Below are 24,965 nucleotides of genomic sequence, written 5' to 3'. Positions count from 1 at the left end.
GGCACGCTATGGTATCAGGTACGGATGCAGATTTATTACAGGTGACACTATTATGATCAATGTGCTGTTTACTATAGTGGTCGATATGGCGATCAACAGCATGTGCGCATCGCGTTGCTCGGGTGTATCACGTCACTGCCGGTGACTATTGCCCTTGATTGCAAGTTTCGCAGCACACGGCCTCCCTATTTACCGCTCCACCGCTCCGGTTTCTGAACAGCACGCGTCGGGCAAGTCGAAGCGTAATCTACCCAGCCCTCACCCACAATATGCGGCAGGGCCTAATCGCCTTACTCGCTCAGGTATGCTAAGACTTTCCCCGTGACAAAGCTCGATCCTATTAAGAGGGAAAATCAAACCCGAACTTGGCATCACTGTGCCCCACTCCTAGGATGGATTATCATAAATTCCCTAAATCAAGCATTCCAAAGATTTCCGCCGCATCAACTTTATTTATCTTCCTATCCTGTGCAACCTCAAGCCCACGCTGTAGTATGAAACCTTAACAGCTTCTCCATTTTCCATGTCAAATAACAACCAGCACTCCTCCTCCAGCATCTCACTCTTGAGCGGCTGGCTATTACTGCTAGGCGCCCTGACCGGGCTGGCGCCGCTGTCCATCGACATGTACCTGCCAGGCTTTCCTGCCATAGAAAAGAGTCTGCTTGCACGCGCAGGAAGTGCAGAACTGACACTGGCCAGCTACTTTATTGGCTTGGCATTGGGCCAGTTATTCTATGGTCCGTTCAGCGACCGGTTCGGGCGCCGCAGGCCATTGATGGTGGGCCTGGTGATTTATATTGCCGCTTCGGTTGGCTGTGCTTTCGCGGGAAGCATCCCCGAACTTATCTTCTGGCGCTTTCTGCAGGCACTTGGCGGATGTGCGGGCATGGTCGTCACCATGGCGATCATCCGTGACCGATGTAGTGCCAACGATGCAGCGCGGGCACTATCCATGCTGATACTGATTATGGGAATAGCGCCTATCCTTGCGCCGCTGGTCGGCGGCTGGATCGTGACCACTTTGGATTGGCGCGCCCTGTTTATCACCCTGGCGGTCGCCGGGACGCTAGGCCTGCTTGCCGTTTATTTCCGGCTGGAAGAAACGCATGACACAAGCAAAGAGCCACCGCTGGTGTTCTCCCAGGTATTGCTGAACTATGGCAGGCTGCTGGTGGACCGGAAATTCATCGGCTACACCTTGAGTGGAGGCCTTGCCCGCGCTGGCATGTTTGCCTATATCGCCGGTTCGCCATTTGTCTTTATCGAGTACTACCAGATTCCAGCCCAGCACTACGGCTGGATCTTCGGCAGCAACGCCGCCGGGCTTATCCTGTTCAGCCAGATCAATGCATGGCGCCTGAAAAACCATGATGTCACCGTGCTACTTTCACGTGCCTTATGGCTGCCCGCCGCCATAGGCGTGTTGTTATTGATATCCTCGCTCACAGGCCACATTACCCTGCCCTTGCTACTAGTGGGCATCTTCTGCTTTGTAGCCAGCATAGGATACATCGGCCCCAACTCCAGTGCAGCCACCCTGGCCACTCATGGACAAAATGCAGGCACCGCCTCTGCCTTGATGGGCTCATTGCAATTCTGCCTCGCAACTATCGCAGGCTTTATGGTCAACCTGCTGCATGATGGCACCACCTTTCCCATGGCCATGGTAATGGCTGGATGTGGTATAGGAGCATGGGGAATGCACAGATGGCTGATTGTGAAGAAGATTGCAACATCCAAGAGTTAATACCACTTCCAAACACGTCAAAGGAGCGGGCATAGCAATATCTCGTCCCAAACTCCCCCAACTGGGCCGGGGCACACAAACCAAAATTCTGAGGCTTTGTTGCGCTCACCTCACAACAAAAAGCCCATGACTATCGCCATGGGCTTTTTTAATACATCCTGCAGTTATTTGAAGAATGTCCTTTGTTGCTCGTTATCCAATCGAGCATACACACGATTGATGCCGCTGATCACGGCCAATAATGAAGCTGTCACCAGGTTAGGGTCAATCCCTGCTCCATAGACCGTTCCCGGCTCTCCCTCATAGCCCAGCTCGGCAAATGCTACCGCTTTCGCATTAGCCCCCGCGCCCATGGCACGCTCTTCATAATCATGAATGGATATCTTGCTGCCAAAGGCATTCACCAACGCGTCTATCGGGCCGTTGCCATAACCTTCCAGCGTCTTTTCAATGCCATGAATCCTCGCACTGAGCTTGATATGCTGTTGCTCGCCCTGTTCATCCAGCTCATGATCCACGTAGTGTAGCGGCTCAACCGCGTCTATGTATTCCCGGTTGAACAGGCCCCAGATGCCATCGGCAGACACCTCCTGGCCCGTGGTATCGGTCAGGCGCTGCACAGCTCCACTGAACTCCACCTGCATACGCCTGGGCATCGCAAGTCCGTAGCCGGTTTCCAGCAGATAGGCAATACCGCCTTTGCCGGACTGGCTGTTGACCCGGATGATGGAGTCGTAGGTACGGCCCACATCATGCGGATCTATTGGCAAATAAGGCACTTCCCACAGGCCGTTCGGATCCTGCACGGCAAAACCCTTCTTGATGGCGTCCTGGTGTGAACCGGAGAAGGCGGTGAATACAAGGTCGCCAGCATAGGGATGACGCGGATGTACAGGCAGTTGTGTACAGTCTTCCACAGTTCGGGCAATCGCATTGATATTGGAGAAATCCAGTCCAGGATCCACGCCCTGGGTATAAAGATTGAGCGCAAGGCTCACCAGATCAACGTTCCCGGTACGCTCGCCGTGGCCGAACAAACAACCCTCTATGCGGTCTGCGCCCGCCATCACTGCAAGCTCGGCGGCAGCCACGGCAGTTCCCCTGTCATTATGGGGGTGTACACTCAGGATAATGCTGTCGCGACGCGCGAGGTTGGTGTGCATCCATTCGATCTGGTCGGCATAGTAGTTGGGCGTACCGATTTCAACGGTGGCGGGCAGGTTGAGAATAATCTTGCGGTCGGGCGTGGCTTGCCATATGTCCGTCACGGCATCACAGATATCCTTGGCAAAATTCAACTCAGTCGCCGTAAAGGTTTCCGGGCTGTACTGGAATACCCATTCAGTTTCGGGGCGCTCATCCGTCAGCTGCTTGATGAGGCGTGCACTATCGGTTGCAATCCTCTTGACCCCGGCCTGGTCGGTCTTGAACACAATCTTGCGGAACTCCGGCGCTGTGGCATTGTAAACATGGACAATGGCACGGCGGGCGCCCTTCAAGGCTTCAAAAGTACGACGTATCAGGTCTTCTCGCGCCTGGGTCAACACTTCGATGGTTACATCTTCCGGAATGTGGCCGTTTTCTATCAGGTTGCGCACAAAATCAAAATCGGTCTGCGAAGCCGACGGAAATGCCACTTCGATTTCCTTGAAACCGATTTCAACCAACATCTTGAACATGCGCATCTTGCGCTCTGCATTCATGGGCTCAAACAAGGCCTGGTTGCCATCTCGCAGATCGGTGCTCATCCAGATCGGGGCCTTGTCTATGATCCTGGCTGGCCAGGCACGTTCAGGCAAGTTTATCGGGGTAAACGAGCGGTATTTATTGTGGGGTTGTTTTAACATTGGGCTCTCTCAGTTTAAGGACAGGATGACGGCAAGGTTAGGCTGGCAGGCTACCGCACACGCAAGGCCTGGCAACCGCAACGCAGTCGAAACTGGCTAAAAAAGGCATTCATCATTTGATACTCGCACACAAAACTACATACAGGGGAGTGTGTCCTTGAAGCTTCAAGGGCACAGAAAAACTAGCAGGAGGAAGATGGGATTAGATGCGCGCCAGGCGCAGCAGCAGACCTAGGCCGAGCAGGGCCTGAATGGTGGAAACAATAAATGTCTGCTGGATATTCATGAATGGCAATCATAAACAGAAGACCATACCCATGTCAATCTACAGCACAGCAGCGGTCTGGTCGGAGCGGTGCTGTAGATGAGGAGAAAAGTGGAAGTTATAAGCTTACATACTTCCTGATTTCGTTTGCCGCCTGCAAGATGGCGGCCTTTGCCTGGGGGGTACTTGCCAGAGGGTTCAGCAAGCCGAAATCATGAATCGCCCCCAGATACCGCGTACTGGTGACCTCGACTCCCGCGTCAATGAGCAAGTGGGCATAGGCTTCACCTTCATCGCGCAATACATCAAACTCAGCAGTCTGGATCAGCGCCGGCGGGAGATCGGATAACTGCTCTATGCTTGCATTGATGGGAGAAGCGTAGATATCGCGTCGACTTTCCTCATTTTCAAGGTAACTGTCCCAAAACCACTTCATCATGTTGCGCGTCAGGAAATATCCGGTTTCAAAATGCTGGTAGGACTCCGTATTGGATCGTGCATCAGTCACTGGCCAGAACAGGGTCTGATGGCGGATCAGCGGCGTATTCTTTTCCTTGGCCATCATGCAGACGACCGTGGCAATATTGCCGCCCGCGCTGTTGCCCGCCACCGTCAGGCGAGAACCATCGACCCCTATCTGGTCACCATTTTCAGTCACCCACTTGGTCGCAAGATAGCATTCAATAACCGCGGTAGGGTAAGCTGCCTCTGGAGAACGTGTGTAATCGACAAAAACCACAGCACAGTTGGAAGCGACACACAGATCATGCACCAAGCGCTGGTGTGTTTGAAAATCACCCAATACCCAGCCTCCGCCATGGAAAAACATGATGACGGGTGGATGCACGGCAATGTCGGGAGGACGGACAATGGTAAGACTGATGAAGTGGTTCTCGGCCTGTACTTCGCGTTGCTCGACTTCCAAATACCCTACATCTACATCCACGCTTTTTTGCAGATCAACCAGGACCTTCCGGGCTTCTTCCGGAGCAAGCTCTTCAATTGGCTTACTATCCTCCTCAGCCAGCTTTTCCAGGAAGGCACGAGTTGTCGGCTCAACTCCGCTATATTGATCGATAGGCTGAGAAAATGTATTCAGGATGGGGCTGAGAATATTCATGAGTGTCCTCCGGCTTGGCTGATTGGATTGATCCAGCTAGCGCTGGCTGGATGTCCAATTCTGTACCAGCATTCCTGAAAAGTATGTCAGCACTTCCCTGATAGCCTTGTAGGAATGTTTGCCTTATCTTCTATGCACGGACTCCTACTGGGGCAAGCCTTCCCATCCGCCCCCCAGTGCAGAGATCAACTGTACGCTACTGATCAAACGGCTTTGCTGCAAAGTCAGCAAGGTACGTTCATTGTTTAGGGCCGTTGTCTGTGCTGTCACCATCTCGAGGAAGCTGATCAAGCCCACGCGATACTGGTTGGTGTACTGCTTGAGAGACTGCCGGGCAGCCTGTGTCGCCTGCTCCCGCAATACCGACTCTTCACCTAAGGTATGCAGAGTCACTAGGTAATCCTCCACCTCGCGGAACGCATCCAGAACAATCTGGCGATAACCAGCTACAGACGCGTCATAACTCGCTTCAGCCTGAACCACGGCATATTTGTTCTGGCCGGCATTGAACAAGTTCATTGCAAACTGTGGCCCGATGGACCAGTAGCGGTTAGGCAATGTCAGCCAATCGGAAAAGGTGCTGCTTCTGTAACCACCCGTGGCAGATAATGTCAGGCTGGGGTAATAGGCAGATTTGGCTACGCCTATGCTGGCGTTGGCCGAAATCACAGAGCGTTCCGCTGCGGCCACATCAGGCCTGCGCTCCAGCAACTGGCTAGGCACACTGGCTGGGATGCCGGGCAACAACGGCACCTTGCCGCTATCTGCCAGGGAAAAATTGGCAGGAACTTCGCCAATCAGCACAGCAATGGCATTTTCCAGCTGTGCTCGCTGCCATACCAGGTCTACCAAGTCGGCCTCGGCACTTTTGAGCTGTGTCTGTGCAGCAGCCACATCAGCGCCGGAGACAATGCCGCGTTTGTGCTGGCTTTCCGTCATCTGCATTACGCGCTTATAGGTATCCACCGTCTCAGTCAGCAGGCGTTTCTGCTGATCCATCACACGTAATTGCAGGTAATTCTGTACCAGCTCCGATTGCATGCTGAGACGCATGGCAGCCAAGGTTGCCAGGCTGGCATCGGCGTTCGCGGTATTGGCCTCCAGCGTTCGGCGCAAGCGCCCCCAGATGTCGACCTCCCAACTGGCATTGAGGGCGGCGTTGTAGGTGGTGCGTATCCCAGTGACCTGTACTGTCTGGCTTGAGGTGGAGCTGCCTGTTCCCTGACCTGCGCGAGTCTTGCCTGCAGTGAGGTTGAGTTGCGGCCACAAGGCACCACGCGCACTCTGCGCCAGGGCAAACGCCTGGCGATACTGCGCCTCATATTGGGCCACGGTCTGGTTGCTGTTGTTGAGCCGCTCAATCAGTTGGTTCAGTTCTTCATCGCCATACCGTTTCCACCATTCTCCCTTGGGAGCTTCATCCGCCGGAGCGGCTTGGCTCCAGCCTTCCACATGCTTGAATTGTGCGGGCACCACGGTATCCGGCCGGTGATAATCCGGGCCTACCATGCACGCCGACAAGAAAACCGACAGGCCGACAATACTGGCCTTGGCAAATCTGCTCATTACTTATTCTCCAACATTGCGCGACTTTGCGTACCACGCTTGCGCATAGCCCAGTGCCGCAAACGATCCAGATAAAGATAGATGACTGGTGTGGTGTATAGGGTCAACAATTGGCTGACCAGCAAACCACCCACAATCGCCACGCCCAGAGGCCTGCGCAACGGCGCATCCCCATCAGTGCCGAATATCAGCGGCAAGGCTCCAAGCAATGCCGCCATGGTGGTCATCAGGATGGGGCGCAGCCTTTGCATGCATGCCTCCAGGATCGCCTCGCGTGGCGCCATGCCTTGCTCTCTCTCAGCTACCAGGGCAAAGTCGATCATTAGGATGGCATTCTTCTTCACGATGCCGATCAGCAGAATGATGCCGATCAAGGCAATCAGCGTCAGCGGAGTATCAAACAGGATCAATGCCAACAAGGCTCCTACCCCGGCAGACGGCAATGTGGAGAGAATGGTCAGGGGATGGATATAACTTTCATAAAGCATGCCCAACACGATATAGACTGAGATTAGCGCAGCCAGGATCAGCCACGGCATCTGTGCCAGCACTTTTTCCATGGCACCAGCCGTGCCGGAAAAAGTTGCCTGCACATTCAAGGGCATCTTGAGGTCGCTCAATGCACTGCGTATCTGTTGCTTGGCATGGTCTAGGTTACCGCCTTCAGGCAGGTTGAAAGAAAAAGTGACCGAGGCAAACTGCCCTTCGTGCTGTACCGAGGATGGAGATGTGTTGTATCCCAACGTCACCAGATTGGATAACGGGACACGTGCACCACTGCTGGTCACGACATAAAGGCTGGACAGGATGTCAGGGCTCTGCATGTATTTGTCTGCCACGCCCATCACCACTCGGTACTGATTCTGTTCCTGGTAGATAGTGGAAATCTGGCGCTGGGCGTAGGAGTTATTGAGCAGGGTAATGATCATCTGCACATCTACCCCCAGGCGCTGGGCTGCGGCACGGTCTATATGCAGGTAGACCTGCACGCTCTTGCTGCGCCCACCGCCACTGACATCTGTAATTTCCGGCACTGACTGCATGGCTTCCAGCACCTTGGGTTCCCAGGTCCTCAAGGCCTTGATGTCATCGCTTTTCAGGGTCATTTGATAGGACGAATCGCTGGAGCGTCCGCCTATGCGCAGATCCTGCATGTTCACCAGAAAAATGGATGCCCCCGGCACTTCGCCCAGCTTAGGCCTCAGTCTCGCGATAATCGACTCTACCGGCTCACGCTCCTTGATATTTTTCAGGATGATGATGAAGTTGCCAGAGTTGGTGGATGCGCCGGGGCCACGGCCACTGCCCGACATGCCCATTACCTGGTCAATGGCAGGGTCAGCCAGCAGAATATTGCGAAAAGCTTCCAGCTTGCGTTGCAGTTCATTGAAGGAAACGCCCTGGTCAGCCCTCGCATTGCCGAACATGCGGCCGTTATCCTGATCGGGGAACATGCCTTTGGGAATCACGACATAGAGATAGACATTCACCGCTATGGTGAACAACAGGATTACCAGCGTCATGGCGGAATGATCCAGCGTCCAGGACAAGCTCTTGCGATAGCCATTCAAAAGCCGCTGGAAGAAGCCTTGGCGTTGCTGATCTGGTGCAGTGTCTGGCTCAATTGCCTTGGCATCCTTGCGCCGCAATAGGTAGGCGCAGAGCATGGGGGTGAGTGTGAGGGAAACGAAAAGGGAAATCAGGATTGCCACCGACAAGGTAATGGCAAACTCGCGAAACAGGCGGCCGGTAATCTCACCCATGAATAGCAAGGGGATAAACACGGCCACCAATGACACGCTCATGGCCACCACGGTAAAACCCACCTCGCGTGCGCCCCGTAACGAGGCGCGCAGTGGCGGCTCCCCATGCTCTATGCGCTTGCTAATATGCTCGACTACGACAATCGCATCATCCACCACAAAACCAGTGGAAATAATCAACGCCATCAACGATAAGTTGTTCAGCGAGAAACCGCATAGATACATGGCGGCAAATGTGGCAATCAGCGATACCGGCACGGCCAGTGCCGGAATGAGTGTTGCCCTGCCATTCTTGAGGAATAGGTATACGACCAGGATCACCAGGGCCACAGAAATCATGAGGGTAAATTCAGCCTCATGCAGAGAGCCACGGATATTGGGACTCCTATCCTCCACCACGGTCAACTTGATATCGTCGCCCAGGCTGCCTTGTATGCTGGGCAGCTGAGTACGTATCTCGTCTATCATCTCAATGATATTGGCGCCGGATTCACGGCTCACCATCAGCAGGATGGCACGCTGGTTGTTATGGAAACCAACATTGCGGATATCCTCGACTGAGTCGTAGACACTGGCGACGTCACTCAGGCGGGTAACCGCCCCATTGCGGTTTGCAATGATGAGATTGCGATAATCCTTGGCACTCAACAACCGGTCATTGGCATCAATTTGCCAGCTATATTCAGCCCCCTGCAAAAACCCCTTCGGACCGCTGCCATTGGCTGCATTAATGACCGTACGCACATCATCCAGTGCCAATCCTTGCTGGCTCAGCGCATCCGGGTTGATATCCACGCGCACGGCAGGCAGTGAGCTGCCCGCCACATTGACTTGGCTGACCCCTTGCACCTGGGATATCTTGCGGCCAACCATATTGGTTGCAAGATCATAAAGCTCCCCCATGCTCCTGGTCTTGGATGTCATGGTCAGCACCATGCTGGGCATATCAGCCGGATTCATCTTGCGATAACTGGGGCGCGTGGGCATTCCACTCGGCAGCATGCTAGCTGCGGCATTGATTGCCGCCTGTACCTCGCGTGCGGCAACATTGATATCCTTATCCAACGCAAACTGCAACGTGACGGAAGTGCTGCCTTGTGAACTGGACGAGGTCATTTCCGTGATGCCGGAAATCCGCCCCAGACTGCGCTCCAGCGGCGTTGCCACGGAAGATGCCATGGTTTCCGGGCTGGCCCCGGCCAGCGAAGCTGTCACCGAAATAGTGGGGAAATCCACCTGCGGCAACGGCGCCACGGGCAGGAACCCAAAGGCCAGCCAGCCAGCCAGTAACAAACCGAGCGAAACCAGCAACGTCATCACCGGACGCAGGATGAAAAGTGCAGCCGGGCTACGCTCGGTTGATTTCAGCTCAGCCTGGGCCAGTACGCGCTTTACCATTTACCCATCCGTTTCATCAAGCCAACTCCTCATCGGCATCTGTAATGGAGGCGTGTACTGTTTTATGCCGGCGGCGTGCCAAGCGGTCGAACATGAGGTAGATCACCGGGGTTGTGAAGATGGTGAGCAACTGCGACAACAATAGGCCGCCTACCATGGTGATGCCCAGTGGCTGACGCAACTCCGCACCGGCACCAGTGGCAAACATCAGGGGCAAGGCGCCAAACAAGGCTGCCATGGTCGTCATGAGGATAGGCCGGAAACGCAGCAGGCAAGCCTGGTAAATGGCTTCCACCGGAGTCATCCCCTGCTCGCGCTCAGCCGCCAAGGCAAAATCTATCATCATGATGGCATTTTTCTTCACGATACCGATCAGCAGAATAATGCCGATAATGGCAACCATGCCTATCTCCTGGCCATATATCCATAGCGCCAGCAAGGCGCCCACTGCCGCGGAAGGCAGCGTGGAAAGAATGGTCACCGGATGGATAAAGCTTTCGTAGAGAATCCCCAATACGATATACATGCAAAACAAGGCTGCCAGTATCAACAGCAAGGTATTGGATAATGAGGCCTCAAATGCCATGGCCGCTCCCTGGAACCGTGTCTGGATGCTGCTTGGCAACTGTAGTTCCTCCACCGCCTGGCGGATGGCACTGACGGCGTCGCCCAGAGCAATACCGTTGGCGAGATTAAAGGAAACCGTCGCCGCCGGGAATTGACCGATATGATTGATCGTCAGTAGCGTATTGCGCTGATCCACCCGCACCAGCGAGTTGAGCGGCACCTGGGTGCTCACTACCGCACCGCTGCTGTCCGTGATGCTGCCGGGCACATAGAGATTGGATAGCGACTCCAGCCCGCTACGGTAATTGGGTGGCACATCAAGCACCACGCGATACTGACTGGCCTGGGTATAGATGGTCGAAACCAGGCGCTGGCCAAACGCATTGTAAAGCGCCGCATTGATGCTGCTCACCGTTACGCCCAATCTAGCCGCATTGTCCCGGTCGATTACCAGATACGCCTGCAGGCCCTGGTCCTGCAGGTCGCTGGCAACATCCGACAGTTGAGGCAGCTGCCGCAGCTTTTCCATGACCTTGGGCATGACCGACTGCAAGACATGGATATCCGGGTCTGTCAGCAGGAAGCGGTATTGCGTACGGCTGGATTTGTCTTCGATGGTCAAGTCCTGCACCGGCTGCAGGTAAAGCTTGATATCGCCGATATTCGCAGTTGCCTGTTTCAGGCGCTTGATCACATCGGTGGCAGAGTCACTCCGTTCGGCATGGGGCTTGAGGTTGATGAGCATACGCCCGGTATTCAATGCCTCATTGGTGCCATCAACGCCGATATAGGAAGACAATCCATCCACCGCCGGGTCCCGCTTGATGATGCGGGCCAATTCCTCCTGTTTCTTCGCCATGGCAGCAAACGAGACAGACTGCGGCGCTTCACTGATGCCTTGTATCAGGCCGGTATCCTGCGTCGGGAAAAACCCTTTGGGCAGATAGATATAAAGCATTGCCGTCACCAACAGGGTCAGCAAGGCAGTCATCAATGTCAGGCCCTGATGCGCCAGCACCCACTTCAGCGCCTTGCCATAATGACCTATCAGGCCTTGCATGATGCTGGCCCCCCGCCGGGCAAAACGGCTTTTCTTGGATTCTGGCACATGATGCAGCCACAGCGCGCACAGCATCGGCGTCAAGGTGAGGGAAATAAACATGGATACGAGGATGGCAATCGCCAACGTCAGCGCAAACTCACGGAACAGGCGTCCGGCAATATCGCTCATGAACAACAACGGGATCAGCACGGCGATGAGCGAAATAGTCAGGGAAATAATGGTGAAGCTGATCTGCTTGGAGCCTTTAAGCGCCGCCTGCAATGGGGAGTCGCCCTGCTCTATGTAGCGCTCTATGTTCTCCAGCATGACGATTGCATCGTCGATCACGAATCCGGTAGCAATCGTCAACGCCATCAAGGTCAGGTTGTTAATGGAGAAACCGGCGATGTACATGACACCGAACGTGCCTATGAGCGACAGTGGCACGGCTACGGAAGGAATCAATGTTGCACGCCCATCCTGCAGAAACAGGAAGGTCACCAGCACCACCAGGCCAACCGCCAGCATAAGCTCGAACTGGGTATCCTTGACCGACGCCTGGATCGTGTTACTGCGATCGCTGAGGACTGCGACTTCAACGTTTTCCGGCAGGCTTTCCTCGAGGTCTGGCAGCATTTCGCGTATGCGCTTGACCACCTCAATCACGTTGGCTCCTGGCTGGCGCTGGATGTTCATGATCACGGCAGGCTTGTCATTGGCCCATGCCGCCAGGTATTCGTTTTCTGCGCCATCATAGGCTTGTGCCACATCACGCAAGCGCACCGGCGCGCCATTGCGGTAACTCAGTATCAGGTCGCGGTACTCGTCCGCACTGCGCATTTGGTCATTGGCATCAATAGTGGTAGAACGTGTCGACCCGTTGAAACTGCCCTTGGAACCATTCAGGTTGTTGGAGGCAATGGCGGTGCGCACGCTTTCCAGGCTCAGCCCATAAGACGCCAATGCCGTTGAATTGGCGCTGATACGCACCGCCGGCTTTTGCCCGCCGCTGATGCTGACCAGGCCCACCCCGGAAATCTGCGCTATTTTCTGCGCCAGGCGCGTATCCACCAGGTCCTGCACCTTGGGCAAGGCCAGGCCATCGGACGTCACCGCCAGCGTGAGAATCGCGACATCGGCAGGATTCACCTTGCTATATACCGGCTGGCTCGGCAGGTCCGAAGGCAGCAAGTTTGAAGCGGTGTTGATGGCCGCCTGCACGCCTTGCTCCGCAATTCCCAAATCCGACGCAAGATTGAAACGCAGCGTAATGACGGAAGCGCCGCCCGCACTGCTGGAAGACATTTCATCCAGGCCGGCAATCTTGCCCAGCTGGCTTTCAAGCGGGGCCGTGATCATCGAGTTGATCACCTCGGGACTAGCGCCCGGATACAGGGTTTTAACCTGGATGGTGGGATACTCGACTTCCGGCAATGAAGCCACCGGCAAGATGCGGTAGGCCAGAATGCCAGAAATCAGCAGCGCCAGCATCAGTAACGTAGTGGCAACTGGCCGCTCGATGAATATCCTTGAAGGATTCATGAACCCTGGCCTCTGCCTTGCGCTGGTTGCTTGCCTGTGGCTGGTTGGCCCTCGCCCTGCTGGCGCCATTGCCCGTGCCGCCCCTCTCCCGCACCCGGCGTGCGGCGTGGGCGGCTATCCTCCGGATCTCCAGCCACTCTCACGGTCATACCCTCAGCCAGCCTGTCCACGCCCTCGGTGACAATGCGCTGGCCTTCGACCAGGCCCTGGCGTACCTCCACCTGCTCAGCCTGGCTCACACCCACCACTACGCGCAGCTTTGACACCTTCTTCTCAGCATCTATACCGTAAACATAGGTGCCTTCATCATCCCGCTGCAATGCCCCGCTTGGAATCATCAAGGCATTTTCCACTTCAGAAGCATTCAGGCGCACATTCACAAACTGGTTGGGATACAGGCTATCGTCGGCATTGGCAAAGCTGGCGCGCAACTTGAAGGTGCCTGTCGTCGTATCGATCTGGTTGTCCAGGCTGATGACCTTGCCGCGGGCAATACGGCTTGCCCGTTGGCGGTCAAGCGCATCGACTATCAGTTTGTCAGGATTGCGCTTGAACTGCTGGCGCACGGTATTGAGCTGCTGCTCGGGCAGGCTGAACACCACGCTGATCGGCCGAGTCTGCGTCAGTACCGTGATCGGTGTGGTTGCATTGGCCGTCACCTGGTTGCCGACATCGATCTGGCGCAAACCTATGCGGCCGCTGATCGGCGCACGCACCTTAGTGAAATCCAGGTTGAGCCTGGCGGCCTCCAGCTGGCCTTCGGCATTTTCCAGGTTGCCCCTATATTGGCGCACCAGTGCGTTCTGGGTATCAATGGTCTGGATTGCAATCGAGTCCTCTTCCCGCAGTTCCTGGTAGCGTGCCAGGTCGATCTCGGCATTTCTCAGTTGCGCCGTGTATTGGCTGACTATGCCTTCCGCCTGCTTCAGTGCTGCCAGGTAAGGCCGGGGATCTATCTCGGCCAGCACATCACCCTGTTTCACTTCCTGGCCTTCAACAAACAGGATCTTGCTCAATTGGCCGTCCACGCGCGCGTTAACATTTACGGTATTGAGGGACGTCACTGTGCCTACTGCTTCCAGCTGCACTGAGAGCGGTGCTTTTTTCACGGTGTCGACACTCACCAGCATGCTATCGCCAAACATGCCGCGGCGGCCTCCCCCGGGAAAGCCAGCACCTGGACCGCCGCCCCTGCCAGCGCCTGGTCCTCCCGCACCAGGAGGGCCAGCCATCCCGGGAGGGCCCTGGCGCCCCTGGCTGGAGGAATCAGGCAGGAACTTCCATAATGAATATCCCACGGCACCCAGGATAAGTAGCAGGATCAGCCAAGGACGTAGTGTTTTTAAAATTGGGCTAGGCATAATGATAGGGTCAATGCATAAACTGGAACATGAAAATTGCGGTACCGCATTGGCACATTGCCAACTGGATCCGACTCTTGATGCGACCAATATTAATTGGCACACACAAACTGCGGCAAACTAATTTACACAACCCTACATCTGTCTGGTTTTGCTCACATTGAATGGTCGCAATTTAAGGCTGTGAAAAAAATCCGAACCTTTTAACCGCCTGAATGAAATATATTCAAAATTAATTGGTTATAAAACAAAAATGCCATCATATCAGCCTTGTTTTGCAGAAACATGGTAAGAAACAACCTTTCTTGCCTTACAAAGCCTTACATTGCAATTCTGGCAAGATGATAATTCAGGCGTCGCTAATCTTCCCCAGCCGTATTTCTGGAAAACCGCATAAAAAAAGCAAACCCCGTTTCACTGAGGTTTGCTCAAGATAGTGCATGTTGGCTGTCAGCACATCAAGCACTCAAGCGGCATGGTGCGCCGCTGTTATTATCGCTCAACTGATTTTGAGCCGACCCCCTGTGCGCCAAAAATTGGGCAGGTATATCCCGAGTATGCACAGGAATGCCAGGCCGTAATAAATCCAGGTCAGTGAATAAATGGACAGTATCCTGGCCGCAGGTTTCTGCTTCTGTACAAACGCCAGGAACTCGTCGCTGTCACTGCCTTCGATATACTGGCCGTCAATTTCCCTGGCAACTTCCTGCAAATGCTCAGCATCCAGGCTGGACAAATAACGGTCATATTCAGCAGAAGCGACAACGGGGTCCGGGTCATCCTTGCTGGCATCTGCATAGTTGCCACCGCCGCCGCCTTCCTCCTTGGAGTCTATCCCCCAATAACCTACCCACTTGTTGTTGGCGTTGTAGCGAGGAATGGGCACAGCTTCTTTACCGCCAATGCCGACAAACATTACGCGCTTTCCAATGCGCACATCACTCAAATCAAGCTTGTTGATGCCATTGGCTTTCGGCGCCTCGTCCCCATCGGTAAAAAACAGCATCTTGGCGGGGGTGTCCAGATAGTCCAATACTTCTTCTGCCGCCTTGACGCCGAAGGTAATGCGGCTGTTCCCGCTCCACGCCATTCTCCACTCCAGCTGGGAAATAGAGTCCATGATCTCGTCATAATTGGCACAGACCTCCAGCGGCATGAACAGCAAGGCCACATTTTCAGCGGAATACGCCCCCAGGCTGATATAAGTACCGCACGAGGATGTTTCCACGATGCGTTTCATCAGGTGCTGGGTATACTCCATGCGGCTGACCGTCTTGTTTTTCAGTTTCAGGTCCTGGGCATTCATGCTCTGGGATACGTCCGCCAGCAACAGGAAGTTATGCACCTCCTGCTTGAGCATTACTTGAGGCTTCACCAATGAGGCAGCCAGCAGCAACATTGCCAGCCCAATCAGCAAGGTTTCATAGTGGCTTCTGGCCCAGTCCAAGGCCTTGTGAACAGGGTACTTCATGGCAACCCGATCGGCAGGTTACTCAACTCCATCCCGGACTGCTCACGCTTGCTGATTTGCATATTGTGCGGAATGACTGCATGCAACAGGCTCAGGTTGAATTTGGCATGGGACAGGCCCGGCGCCAACCTGAGTGCCTGTTCATATGCCACCATGGCCTGGGCATAGGCGTACTTGGCATCATCCTGCAAGGATCCATCAGGGTTCACCATGCGTATCAGGCCTGAACGGAACAGATTGTTGCCGATGTTGAAGTAAATCCTGGAGCGTACCTCACTGCTGACGTTGCCTTTCTTCTCCGCAGCCTCAAGCAACTGGCTGTAGTTCTGTACCGCATGTTTATAGTTTTTTGAAACGCCCTGGAAATAAGCCTCGGCAAATTTCCGCTGAAAGGCATAATTCTCATCAGTAATCTCCTCGCCGGTCAGCAGGGCCTGGTTCACTTTCTCGGCAATCTTGATTTTATAGGCCATGACTGATGCCCCCACCAAACCTATGAGCAGGATCAATCCAGCCACTGCATTCTTGATCGTTACGTGTTTTTCCATGAATAAATCCTCAGGTTTTTGAACATCAGCACCAATGCCCCCAATATCAACGCTAAAAAAGCAAAGTCTTTTGAAAAGTTCCGGCCAGGGATGGTGATGGGATACTGGATAGTCTTGTTTTCGCGGCTGCCTATATCCTGGATGGCAGACTGCAGGGTGGCAGGGTTATCCGCCTCGTACGCATGGTATTTGATGTTCAGGGACTGGAAGTACCGGTCCAGTGCCACGGCGGTCGGCACCCTGTCCTCCTCGTAGACATTCTTTGAGAAAATACTCACATCATCAGGCTGCCTTAAGACAATCCAGTACAACGCCAGGTTGTTTTTCTTCAAGGTGGCTTGCAAGGTAGCCTTCACCCTGGGGCTCAATTTTCCTGCGCCATCAGACAACAGGATGATGGCGCGCGAGCCAGTACTTTCAATGCTGTCAAACAGGGTCACTGCCTTGGTCAGGCCAGAACCTATATTGGTCTGGTTGATGGAGGGACTGGTGGCCGCATTGATCGCCGCATGAATGGCATCCCTGTTGTTGGTGATCTTGATGCCATACAGTGCAGAATTGGAGAATCCCACCACCCCCATCATGTCATCAGGCCTGGAGTCAATGAACTTGGTGATCAGCCGGCGTGCAGCAGTGGACTTGATTTCCGCAGCGCTGCCAGAAGTCACATCGCCCGCAAACGGATGATCCATGCTGACACTGCGGTCAATCACCATAACCGTCTGCGCACCCTTGCCAATCCGCTGCACGACCTTCTCCGGGCCATACGGGTGCGCAAGTGCCAGCAATACCGCCAGCAGCAACAGGGTCATCAAGCCTTTCAGCCCGTTATCCATCAGCCTGGACAACCTGTCCTCAGGCAGAATCGTCACCCATGAGTACAACCGCCCCTGGCGGCTTTTTAGCCAGAACGGCATGAAACAGACCGGCAACAGTATCAATAGCCAAGGATATTGAAAACTCACGCCACACCTCGCTCACAATTGCGGAATTTCTTGCTGAGCAGTTTCAGCTCCCTGATGATTTCGGATGCATCCTTGATATGTCCAAAGAACAGGTGATCATTCGAGCTTTCAAAAAACCGGGCGATATCCTCCCTGGATTTACCAAAGCGTGGATTCTGCTGCACAAAGGTATCGATATCCTGGGCGAAGCAATTGCCGCCGTACCAGTGATTGAAGGCGGCATGCATATGATAAAAAGCTTCTTTGGTCGATCCTGGAGTTGCCTTCAGGCGCTTGATTTTTCTGTGGGCATCCGCAAATGCGCCGCCCATGAACGGCAACCATTTCTTGTCGGCGTTGATGTAAAGCAAGCCCAATGATCCAACCGCGATCAAGAATGCAAATGCACCCAGCCAGAAATGCAGCCTCCCCAGTTCAATTGCCGGTGGTCTGAACTGGGCCTGCATGTTGATACCTGCCTTGCCGGAACTGCTGACCACCATGGGAGAAAACCAGAATGGCCACTGAGGGATGGCCAGCACCGTCTCCTGTCCATCCTTGGCTGCCACCTTGATGCCGGATTGTGGCAGGAGCATCACCACTGGCTTGGCACTGCTTGCAAACACCTGATAATCAAGCCGCACGCTATAGTGCCGCCCGTCTCCGTTGGTGCTTTCGCTGATCGCGACATCCACCAGCTCAATGCCATCAGCCTTGCTGCCTTTTAGCGGCAGGCCGCCTTTAGGAATGGTGCTGCCAGCCGGCAAGTCCAGCTCTATCTTGCGCGACAGCACATCGCCAATCTGTACGCCATAGCTCTTGGAAGGGTTGGTGATGATCAGGCCAGGTTGCGTACCTGCAGCCGATGCTGCAGGAAGGTAGCCCAACATAGCCATCAAACAGCCAATCAATCGAATCATGTTTTTCATAGGGTAAGGTATTGCTCAAAGTAATGGGTCATCAGGTCAGGGTGGTAATCGTCGGAAATATAGAGTGCCGGACTATCAAACTTGAGAAACAGCTGTTGCAGCACTTGCCGGCGATCTGCATAAATACCTTCAATCCGCCGCCTCAGCGAGGAGGTAAAAAACATCATGCGGCTCACGCCGGACTCAGGGTCGATCATGTTGCTGAACCCCAGCCTGGGTAACTTCCTGACTTCATGATCATCCCAGATCACCACTGGAACCACCTGGTGGGCAGACATGGCCGTCAGGGCAAGTTCTATGTGCTTGAACGGCATATGAAAATCCGACAGCCAGAACACCAGGCTTTTTTTCTGTCCAAGGTATTGAGGCACTTGCAATATTCCATTGCCATTACGTCCCATATCCCGATATTCAGAAATCAGGCATAACCGCGCCAGCAGTTCATTGACGCGATTGCCCAGCGGCAGCAGGGTGTCTTCAAGCACCTCTTCGTGATAGCCAATCAAGCTGAATACGTCTCCGGCATGGGCCACGGCACTGCCGATTGACGCGGCGATACTGACTGCCTGGTCCAGCTTGCGGACTTGTCCCTTGAACTGCATGGAACTGGACATATCGCACAGGATATAAACCGGGGTCGGGCTCTCCTGGTTGAACAGCCTGACCTGGATCTGCTCAAAGGGGTCGCGCAGGCTCCGGCTAAGATCCATACGCCTGGCATCAGGATGGTCTATCAGCGACACATTTCCGCGGTACTCAAATCCCAGGCCGCGTTGTGCGCCGGGATGATCGCCCAGATGCATGTTGTCCGACTTCCACGGAATACTGTAGATGAATGATTTTTCCGGTATCGCAATCATGGTGTTGCTCAGTGCTTGCCAGGAACCACAACCGTGTTGATGATCTGTGCCGTCAACTCACGCGCCAGCGCGGTACGCTTGGAGTCGTACATGGGATTGAATACCAGTCGATGGGCAATGATCTCGTGGAATACGGCATGTATATCTTCCGGCAGCAAATTGTCACGTCCATTCAGCCACGCATTCACCCGCGCCGCCTTCATCAGCATGCCCATGCCACGTGGACTCGCCCCGCTCTGGACCAGCCGCCCGATTTCCACACCCTCAAGGCTGACACCGAACTTGGCCGGATCCTGCGTGGCTTCCCACAGATCCAGCGCATACTCTTCCATCACCGGACTGGACTGGATATGGCGTTGTATCGTATCGGAGAACTGGTTCAACTGGTCAAACTGCAAAATATGGTCTTCAACCTGCTGTGTCAGGGCTTCCGCATGCTGGAACCTGGTGTCGAAAATCAGCGATTTCCTGTGCTCGCGGCTGGCCGGGATATTGATCGGGATTTCCATCATGAACCTGTCCCGTGCTGCGGATGGAATTTCAAATGTTTCGTTTTTCTCAACCTGGTTGCGGTCGGCAAACACCACCATATGCGGCAATCGGTAATCCTTCTTGAAAGCCTGCACATGCTTTTCCGCCATCACGCGCAACATCAGGGCATGGACCTGGGGCCGTGCACGATTGATTTCGTTGAAGAAAAATACGGACAGGTTTTCACCGGCTCTCAGCAAGGGACCCTCATCAATTTGCGGACGCCCTTCGGAGTTGAGGTACGTGTGGTAAACAATATCATTGGGCATCAGATCCACGGTGCCCTCAATACGCTCGTAAGCGCCGCCAATGCCGCGTGCAATCGATTGCAGTAATGTGGTTTTACCCACGCCCACCCCGCCTTCAAGCAGCACATGGCCACGAGCAAAAATCGCCGTGGTCATCAAGCGGATGGCCCTTGTCTGCCCGACGATCACCTTTTCAATTTCAGCTTCTAGTTTCAGGGCCTTGGTGCGCCAGTCGGCCAGTTCTATGTCATTGGAAACCGTGTTCATACTTCTCCTCACTCGCCTTCATTGCGGCATGATTTAAATTAACTTCATGTTTTTAAAATGATTTTCAAATTATTATATTAAGTGTTACCAATTGTAATAATTTGTTACTGGTATACATAAGTGCCAGAAAATTTATAATGCATGGTCCAGAATGAACTTTTCATGGGTTAAGTCATTAACATTTCCAATGACCCTCCTTGGAAAACCGCGCATACCGTATTGAGGAAAACATGATGAAACGTGCCAGGCTGTGGGACTTCAAGTTTGAACTGGCCCCAGGGTCCAGGCTGCCAGTATTCATGCAGATCGTTCAGAAGATTATTGAGGAAATCCAGGCGGGCAGGCTGGCACCGTCGTCGCCCATGCCCAGTACCCGTCAGTTGGCCGCTGATCTGGCGGTTAACCGGAAAACTGTCATCATGGCTTATGAAGAACTGATTGCGCAGGGCTGGCTGTCATCTGCAATGCGGAGCCAGACCTTTGTTTCCCCCAACCTGCCTTCCTCCTCCATCAGTCACCATATCTCCGCGTCCAGAAAAGCATTGGCTGGATCATCAGCGCTGGATGCGCCCAGGTTCGCGACACAAAAGGAAGATGTCATTTATTTCAGCGACGGCATGCCTGATACGCGATTGATTCCAGGCAATATTATCGCGCGTGCTTTTCGCCACAGCCTGCTCCACTCAGCCAAGAACAACTGCCTGGCTTACGGCGACCCAAAAGGGATTTATGCCTTGAGAAACTCCATCTCGGAAATGCTCAATATGGAACGGGGGCTATATGTGACGACGGACAATATCTGTATCGTCAGGGGCAGCCAGATGGGAATATTCCTTGCTGCCAAGGTATTGGTGAAGCCTGGGGATAATGTAGTAGTGGAGAAGCTGACTTACCCGCCAGCACGCGATGCCTTCAAGTCCTGCGGCGCCAATATCCTGACCGTTGGCCTGGATGAGTCTGGCCTGCGGGTCGATGAGCTCGAGGAGATATGCAAGAAGACTGCCGTTCGTGCTATTTATGTGACCCCCCACCACCAGTTCCCAACCACGGTCACCATGACTGCGGAACGCCGGCTGACGCTTCTGATGCTGGCTGAAAAATATGATTTCCATATCATTGAGGATGACTACGACCATGAGTTTCACTTCACCAACCACCCAATCCTCCCGCTCGCCAGCAATGACAAACAACATCGCGTGATCTACGTCGGCTCCCTTTCGAAGGTCCTGGCGCCTGCTTTAAGGGTAGGCTACCTCGTGGCATCAAGTGCCTTTATAGAACGCTGCAGCCAGGAAATCCTCCTGATAGACAGGCAAGGCAACTCCGTCACTGAACAAACGGTTTCCGAACTGATCAATACCGGGGAGCTCAGGCACCATATCCGCAAAACATTCAAAATCTACTCCGAACGCCGGGCCAGCCTGGAGGGTTTGATCAATCAACACCTTGCCGGGCATGTCGATTTCAAGATGCCGGTTGGCGGATTGGCGTTCTGGGTATTGCTGAAAGACGGAACCAGGATGGAGAGCCTGCTCGATCACGCCGCCATGGAAAGGATTGACTTGCTGCCAGCGGACAACTTTGCCTCAACAAAACAAAACCTGGCAGCTTTCAGGCTGGGCTTTGGCAATTTAAACCTTGATGAAATTTCAGAAGGGGTAATCCGCCTGAAAAAAGCTTTCAAGGCTGCGGCCCACACCACGCCTTGATATGACAATCGCCATCGGTCACCAGCGATGTCATCACGGAACCCCATCCCAAAGGCAGCTCATTAATGATCAGATATAACACAGCGGGATTTAGGCGCCCAAAGCTCTTTAGTGAAAACTGAATCCCGGTAGCGGCATCCGCAAAGCGTAATATCCAAAAAAAACCGGTTACATATGACTCACCGGGAATCATGGGCATTAATGACCGCCTGCGCATGCCGTGCCGCCATCCACTCCTCATTGGTCAGTACAACGACAACGGTTACGCAGCTTTCCGCGGCTGATATCACCATGGCGTCCCCTCGATTGGCGGCCATATCCACCTGCAGGCCGAGGAAGGCCAAATCCCGGCAGATGCGCTCCCGTATGTCAGCATTATGCTCGCCTATGCCGGCAGTAAATACCAGCATATCCAGCCCGCCCAGGGCGGCAACCATGGCCCCTATCTCACGGACTATGCGGCGTATATAAAGCGCGAGGGCCAGCCTGGCACGCGGCTCTTTTTCCTCTTGCTGCAACAAGATACGTGGATCGGAAGCTATTCCTGAAACGCCGAGCAAGCCGGATTCGTGATAGAGCATCCGGCCCACCTGGGCAGGCGTCAGGTGTTCCACTTCCATCATATGCAGCAATACGCCCGGATCCAGCGCCCCACAGCGCGTGCCCATCATCAGCCCATCCAGCGCGGAAAACCCCATTGTTGTGGCAACGCTCCGCAAATCCTGCATACCACAGAGGCTGGCACCGCTGCCAAGGTGGGCAACGATGATGCGCCCGCGCGCAAGCTCGCCAAAGCACTCCTGCAGCGCCACCGTCATATACTCATAGGACAACCCATGGAAACCGTAACGGCGTATGCCGCGTTCAAAAACGCTGTAAGGCAAGGGCAACACCTGCTCCACCTCAGGCAGCGTGTGGTGAAATGCGGTATCGACGCAAGCCACCTGCGGCAGATGCGGATGGGAATCCAGGAGCCGCTCGACCGCCTCCAATGCAAACGGCTGGTGCAATGGTGCCAGAGGGATATAACTACGCAGGTCACGCAAGACTTCAGCATCTACCAGCACCGGATGAAAATACTTGCTGCCGCCATGCACGACGCGATGGGCGACCGCCAGCAGTTGATGGCCCTGTACTTCCTGACTGGTCCTGCTGGCAATATGGTCCAGTGCCGTGGCATAAGGATGCTCCCGTCCCAGATCAATTGCGGCAGGTGGAGTGTGGCTATCGCCATAGGTCGGGCTGGGGCCGAGTATACTGTCGACCTTGCCGTTCCATAGCGGCTTGCGAGGCACTGGCTCAATGCTGACATCGAACAAGCCGAACTTGATGCTGGAGGAGCCGCAGTTAAGCACCAGTATCAGCTTGCTCACGGCGGACTTTCTCGGTAATGGTCGGCCAGGATCACGGCCACAGCACAAGAGGCCAGGCGGCTGGCCTGGGGATCGGCGCGGCTGGTGAGCACCACCGGCACCTTGGCGCCCAGCACGATGCCCGCACTGCTGGCATTGCCCAGGTATTCGAGCTGCTTGGCCAGCATATTGGCGCTCTCCAGGTCAGGCGCCACCAGAATATCAGCCAGCCCCGCCACCGCAGACTTGATGCCCTTGATATTGGCGGCCTCCGCTGAAATCGCGTTATCAAATGCCAGCGGACCATCCAGCAAGCCGCCCTCGATCTGGCCTCGGTCCGCCATTTTGCAGAGTACTGCCGCGTCCAGCGTGGCCTGCATATGCGGTGAGACTGTCTCCACGGCTGCCAGCAACGCCACCTTGGGCTGCACCACGCCCAGCACCTGTGCCAGCTCTATGGCATTGCGCACGATATCAGCCTTGGCCATCAAGTCCGGGGCAATATTGATGGCAGCATCGGTGATAATGAAAGGGCGCGGGTAGGTAGGGACCTGCATCAGGAAGCAGTGGCTGACCCGACGCTTGGTACGCAGGTTGGCGCTGGAAGGCAATATGGCAGACATCAGTTCATCGGTATGCAGGCTGCCCTTCATGATTGCCTGGACTTCGCCCTGTGCCGCCAGTTCCGCGGCCCGTGCGGCAGCGGCATGGCTGTGAGGCACATCAATGATAGGTATGCCGCTGATGTCGAGCTTTTCTGTTGCCGCCACTGACTCAATCCGGCCGCGCGGCGCCACTAGCACAGGCTTGATCAACCCGAGCCTGGCCGCTTCCAGCGCAGATGAGAGGCTGACCGCATCGCACGGGTGCACCACCGCAATGGTAACTGGCGCCAAGGATTGCGCGCAAGCAATCAGGTTCTGCAACAAGTCAGAGGATGCTTGCAGCTCTCCCAGGGGTAATGCCTTGCTCATGCTTTGCTCCTTTGCTTGCGGAATGCTACCACTTTGAAAATAAGCAGGCGGCAGGTTTCATGATAATGACAAGGGCGACCAGCGTCGAGGCTAATACGGCCTATGCCTTTCACTTCAGCCATTGCCGGGGCGTAAAGCCCAGATGCTTCTTGAACATGGCGTTGAAGGCACTCTGGCTTTCATAGCCATGTTCCAGCGCCACCGTCAGGATCTTTTCCCCCTGGGCAATTTTCTCCAGGGCCAACAGCAAGCGCATCTGCTGGCGCCAGCGGCCGAAAGTGGTCGCTGTTTCACGCAGGAAAAGCCTGTGCAGCGTCTTTTCCGCAATATGCAGTTGTCCAGCCCACTGTTTCAATGTCCTGTCATCGGCAGGATGCCTTGATATCCAATCGCATACTTCACGCAATCTTTCATCCTGGGGCCAGGGCAAGTGCATGGGCAGGATGGAAAGCTCCTTGAGCTCATCCACCAGCAGGGACATCAGCTTGCCATCCCTGGATTCCAAGGTGTATTCCAGTGGAATATCGGTAGCTGCCAGGATGAGCTCCCGCAACAAGGGAGAAACCCTGATCACGCAATTCTGTGGCGGCAGCTTGTCAAAAGAGGCTTCTCGTACGAAAACGGTGCGCATTTTCACGTCACCGCTCATGCGCACAGCATGTTCCAACCCCGCCTGCAGCCATACCCCGTGTGAAGGCGGTACCACCCATCTATGCTGCCTGGCTTCTATGATCATGACGCCTTGAATGGCATACAGCAGCTGCGCGCAGGCATGGGCATGCGGAGCCACCACATAGCCTGCCGGATAATCCGCCATGAATGCCGTGACCGGCATGGAGGACAGCTCGGAAGGCAGGTGGGCATCCGCAGCAACGGCTGTGACCTTTTTTCGATACATTCTGCCATTTTAG

Annotated in this window: 17 protein-coding genes; 2 read left to right on the top strand and 15 right to left on the bottom strand. The window is 54.5% G+C overall.

The window, feature by feature from the left end:
* Window positions 1-523 precede the first annotated feature (523 nt).
* Entirely contained in the window at window positions 524-1,750 is a 1,227-nt protein-coding gene (locus tag LG200_RS02490) for a Bcr/CflA family multidrug efflux MFS transporter (protein WP_226756018.1), read from the top strand.
* A gap of 164 nt (window positions 1,751-1,914) precedes the next feature.
* Here LG200_RS02490 and leuA read toward each other — a convergent pair whose 3' ends face one another.
* The 12 genes from leuA to LG200_RS02430 form a co-directional block, all read right to left on the bottom strand.
* A complete protein-coding gene (gene leuA, locus LG200_RS02485; protein WP_226756017.1) occupies window positions 1,915-3,597 on the bottom strand; it encodes a 2-isopropylmalate synthase in 1,683 nt (560 codons plus the stop codon).
* A gap of 383 nt (window positions 3,598-3,980) precedes the next feature.
* Complete coding sequence (locus tag LG200_RS02480; RefSeq protein WP_226756016.1) at window positions 3,981-4,982, bottom strand: alpha/beta hydrolase; 1,002 nt, start codon at window positions 4,980-4,982, stop codon at window positions 3,981-3,983.
* A gap of 144 nt (window positions 4,983-5,126) precedes the next feature.
* On the bottom strand, window positions 5,127-6,548 hold the full coding sequence (locus tag LG200_RS02475) for an efflux transporter outer membrane subunit (RefSeq protein WP_226756015.1): 1,422 nt from the start codon (window positions 6,546-6,548) through the stop codon (window positions 5,127-5,129).
* Window positions 6,548-9,709 (bottom strand): multidrug efflux RND transporter permease subunit, encoded by a 3,162-nt coding sequence (locus LG200_RS02470; protein ID WP_226756014.1) that lies wholly within the window; start codon window positions 9,707-9,709, stop codon window positions 6,548-6,550. Before LG200_RS02470 ends, LG200_RS02475 begins: the two co-directional genes overlap by 1 nt.
* A gap of 16 nt (window positions 9,710-9,725) precedes the next feature.
* The gene (locus LG200_RS02465) at window positions 9,726-12,860 is read right to left on the bottom strand and encodes an MdtB/MuxB family multidrug efflux RND transporter permease subunit (protein WP_226756013.1); all 3,135 of its coding nucleotides are present in this window, start codon (window positions 12,858-12,860) and stop codon (window positions 9,726-9,728) included.
* A complete protein-coding gene (locus LG200_RS02460) occupies window positions 12,857-14,221 on the bottom strand; it encodes an MdtA/MuxA family multidrug efflux RND transporter periplasmic adaptor subunit (RefSeq protein WP_226756012.1) in 1,365 nt (454 codons plus the stop codon). Before LG200_RS02460 ends, LG200_RS02465 begins: the two co-directional genes overlap by 4 nt.
* Window positions 14,222-14,720: 499 nt before the next feature.
* A complete protein-coding gene (locus LG200_RS02455) occupies window positions 14,721-15,692 on the bottom strand; it encodes a vWA domain-containing protein (protein ID WP_226756011.1) in 972 nt (323 codons plus the stop codon).
* The gene (locus LG200_RS02450) at window positions 15,689-16,240 is read right to left on the bottom strand and encodes a hypothetical protein (RefSeq protein WP_226756010.1); all 552 of its coding nucleotides are present in this window, start codon (window positions 16,238-16,240) and stop codon (window positions 15,689-15,691) included. The genes LG200_RS02455 and LG200_RS02450 overlap by 4 nt, the downstream gene beginning before the upstream one ends.
* Window positions 16,225-17,205, bottom strand: coding sequence for a vWA domain-containing protein (locus tag LG200_RS02445; protein WP_226756009.1), 981 nt, complete (start codon window positions 17,203-17,205; stop codon window positions 16,225-16,227). The genes LG200_RS02450 and LG200_RS02445 overlap by 16 nt, the downstream gene beginning before the upstream one ends.
* On the bottom strand, window positions 17,202-18,104 hold the full coding sequence (locus tag LG200_RS02440) for a nonribosomal peptide synthetase MxaA (protein WP_226756008.1): 903 nt from the start codon (window positions 18,102-18,104) through the stop codon (window positions 17,202-17,204). The genes LG200_RS02445 and LG200_RS02440 overlap by 4 nt, the downstream gene beginning before the upstream one ends.
* A 5-nt stretch (window positions 18,105-18,109) precedes the next feature.
* Window positions 18,110-18,973, bottom strand: coding sequence for a DUF58 domain-containing protein (locus tag LG200_RS02435; protein WP_226756007.1), 864 nt, complete (start codon window positions 18,971-18,973; stop codon window positions 18,110-18,112).
* A gap of 8 nt (window positions 18,974-18,981) precedes the next feature.
* A complete protein-coding gene (locus LG200_RS02430) occupies window positions 18,982-20,019 on the bottom strand; it encodes an AAA family ATPase (RefSeq protein ID WP_226756006.1) in 1,038 nt (345 codons plus the stop codon).
* 230 nt (window positions 20,020-20,249) lie between these two features.
* Here LG200_RS02430 and pdxR point away from each other — a divergent pair, with 230 nt between their 5' ends.
* Window positions 20,250-21,728: a MocR-like pyridoxine biosynthesis transcription factor PdxR gene (gene pdxR, locus LG200_RS02425; RefSeq protein ID WP_226756005.1), complete on the top strand. Its 1,479-nt coding sequence runs from the start codon at window positions 20,250-20,252 to the stop codon at window positions 21,726-21,728.
* A 179-nt stretch (window positions 21,729-21,907) separates the two neighbouring features.
* On the opposite strand, the gene LG200_RS02420 is transcribed toward pdxR, so the two are convergent.
* The 3 genes from LG200_RS02420 to LG200_RS02410 all read right to left on the bottom strand — a co-directional run bounded on the left by LG200_RS02420 (window position 21,908) and on the right by LG200_RS02410 (window position 24,952).
* Entirely contained in the window at window positions 21,908-23,101 is a 1,194-nt protein-coding gene (locus LG200_RS02420) for an acetate/propionate family kinase (protein WP_226756004.1), read from the bottom strand.
* On the bottom strand, window positions 23,098-24,078 hold the full coding sequence (locus LG200_RS02415) for a bifunctional enoyl-CoA hydratase/phosphate acetyltransferase (RefSeq protein ID WP_226757281.1): 981 nt from the start codon (window positions 24,076-24,078) through the stop codon (window positions 23,098-23,100). Before LG200_RS02415 ends, LG200_RS02420 begins: the two co-directional genes overlap by 4 nt.
* Window positions 24,079-24,163: 85 nt before the next feature.
* Complete coding sequence (locus tag LG200_RS02410; RefSeq protein WP_226756003.1) at window positions 24,164-24,952, bottom strand: AraC family transcriptional regulator; 789 nt, start codon at window positions 24,950-24,952, stop codon at window positions 24,164-24,166.
* Window positions 24,953-24,965 lie beyond the last annotated feature (13 nt).

Source organism: Methylobacillus caricis (genome assembly GCF_020532705.1).
GTDB lineage: Bacteria > Pseudomonadota > Gammaproteobacteria > Burkholderiales > Methylophilaceae > Methylobacillus > Methylobacillus caricis.
The sequence above is the reverse complement of the archived record's forward strand: the minus strand, read 5'-3'. Positions and strand labels throughout refer to the sequence as shown.

What these genes read in the sequence shown, in the direction of transcription:
- LG200_RS02450 (WP_226756010.1), bottom strand. Translation starts at nt 16,240, where the DNA reads ATGGAAAAACACGTAACGATCAAGAATGCAGTGGCTGGATTGATCCTG.
- LG200_RS02465 (WP_226756013.1), bottom strand. Translation starts at nt 12,860, where the DNA reads ATGAATCCTTCAAGGATATTCATCGAGCGGCCAGTTGCCACTACGTTA.
- LG200_RS02455 (WP_226756011.1), bottom strand. Translation starts at nt 15,692, where the DNA reads ATGAAGTACCCTGTTCACAAGGCCTTGGACTGGGCCAGAAGCCACTAT.
- LG200_RS02475 (WP_226756015.1), bottom strand. Translation starts at nt 6,548, where the DNA reads ATGAGCAGATTTGCCAAGGCCAGTATTGTCGGCCTGTCGGTTTTCTTG.
- LG200_RS02490 (WP_226756018.1), top strand. Translation starts at nt 524, where the DNA reads ATGTCAAATAACAACCAGCACTCCTCCTCCAGCATCTCACTCTTGAGC.
- LG200_RS02410 (WP_226756003.1), bottom strand. Translation starts at nt 24,952, where the DNA reads ATGTATCGAAAAAAGGTCACAGCCGTTGCTGCGGATGCCCACCTGCCT.
- pdxR (WP_226756005.1), top strand. Translation starts at nt 20,250, where the DNA reads ATGATGAAACGTGCCAGGCTGTGGGACTTCAAGTTTGAACTGGCCCCA.
- leuA (WP_226756017.1), bottom strand. Translation starts at nt 3,597, where the DNA reads ATGTTAAAACAACCCCACAATAAATACCGCTCGTTTACCCCGATAAAC.
- LG200_RS02480 (WP_226756016.1), bottom strand. Translation starts at nt 4,982, where the DNA reads ATGAATATTCTCAGCCCCATCCTGAATACATTTTCTCAGCCTATCGAT.
- LG200_RS02460 (WP_226756012.1), bottom strand. Translation starts at nt 14,221, where the DNA reads ATGCCTAGCCCAATTTTAAAAACACTACGTCCTTGGCTGATCCTGCTA.
- LG200_RS02440 (WP_226756008.1), bottom strand. Translation starts at nt 18,104, where the DNA reads ATGATTCGATTGATTGGCTGTTTGATGGCTATGTTGGGCTACCTTCCT.
- LG200_RS02430 (WP_226756006.1), bottom strand. Translation starts at nt 20,019, where the DNA reads ATGAACACGGTTTCCAATGACATAGAACTGGCCGACTGGCGCACCAAG.
- LG200_RS02435 (WP_226756007.1), bottom strand. Translation starts at nt 18,973, where the DNA reads ATGATTGCGATACCGGAAAAATCATTCATCTACAGTATTCCGTGGAAG.
- LG200_RS02470 (WP_226756014.1), bottom strand. Translation starts at nt 9,709, where the DNA reads ATGGTAAAGCGCGTACTGGCCCAGGCTGAGCTGAAATCAACCGAGCGT.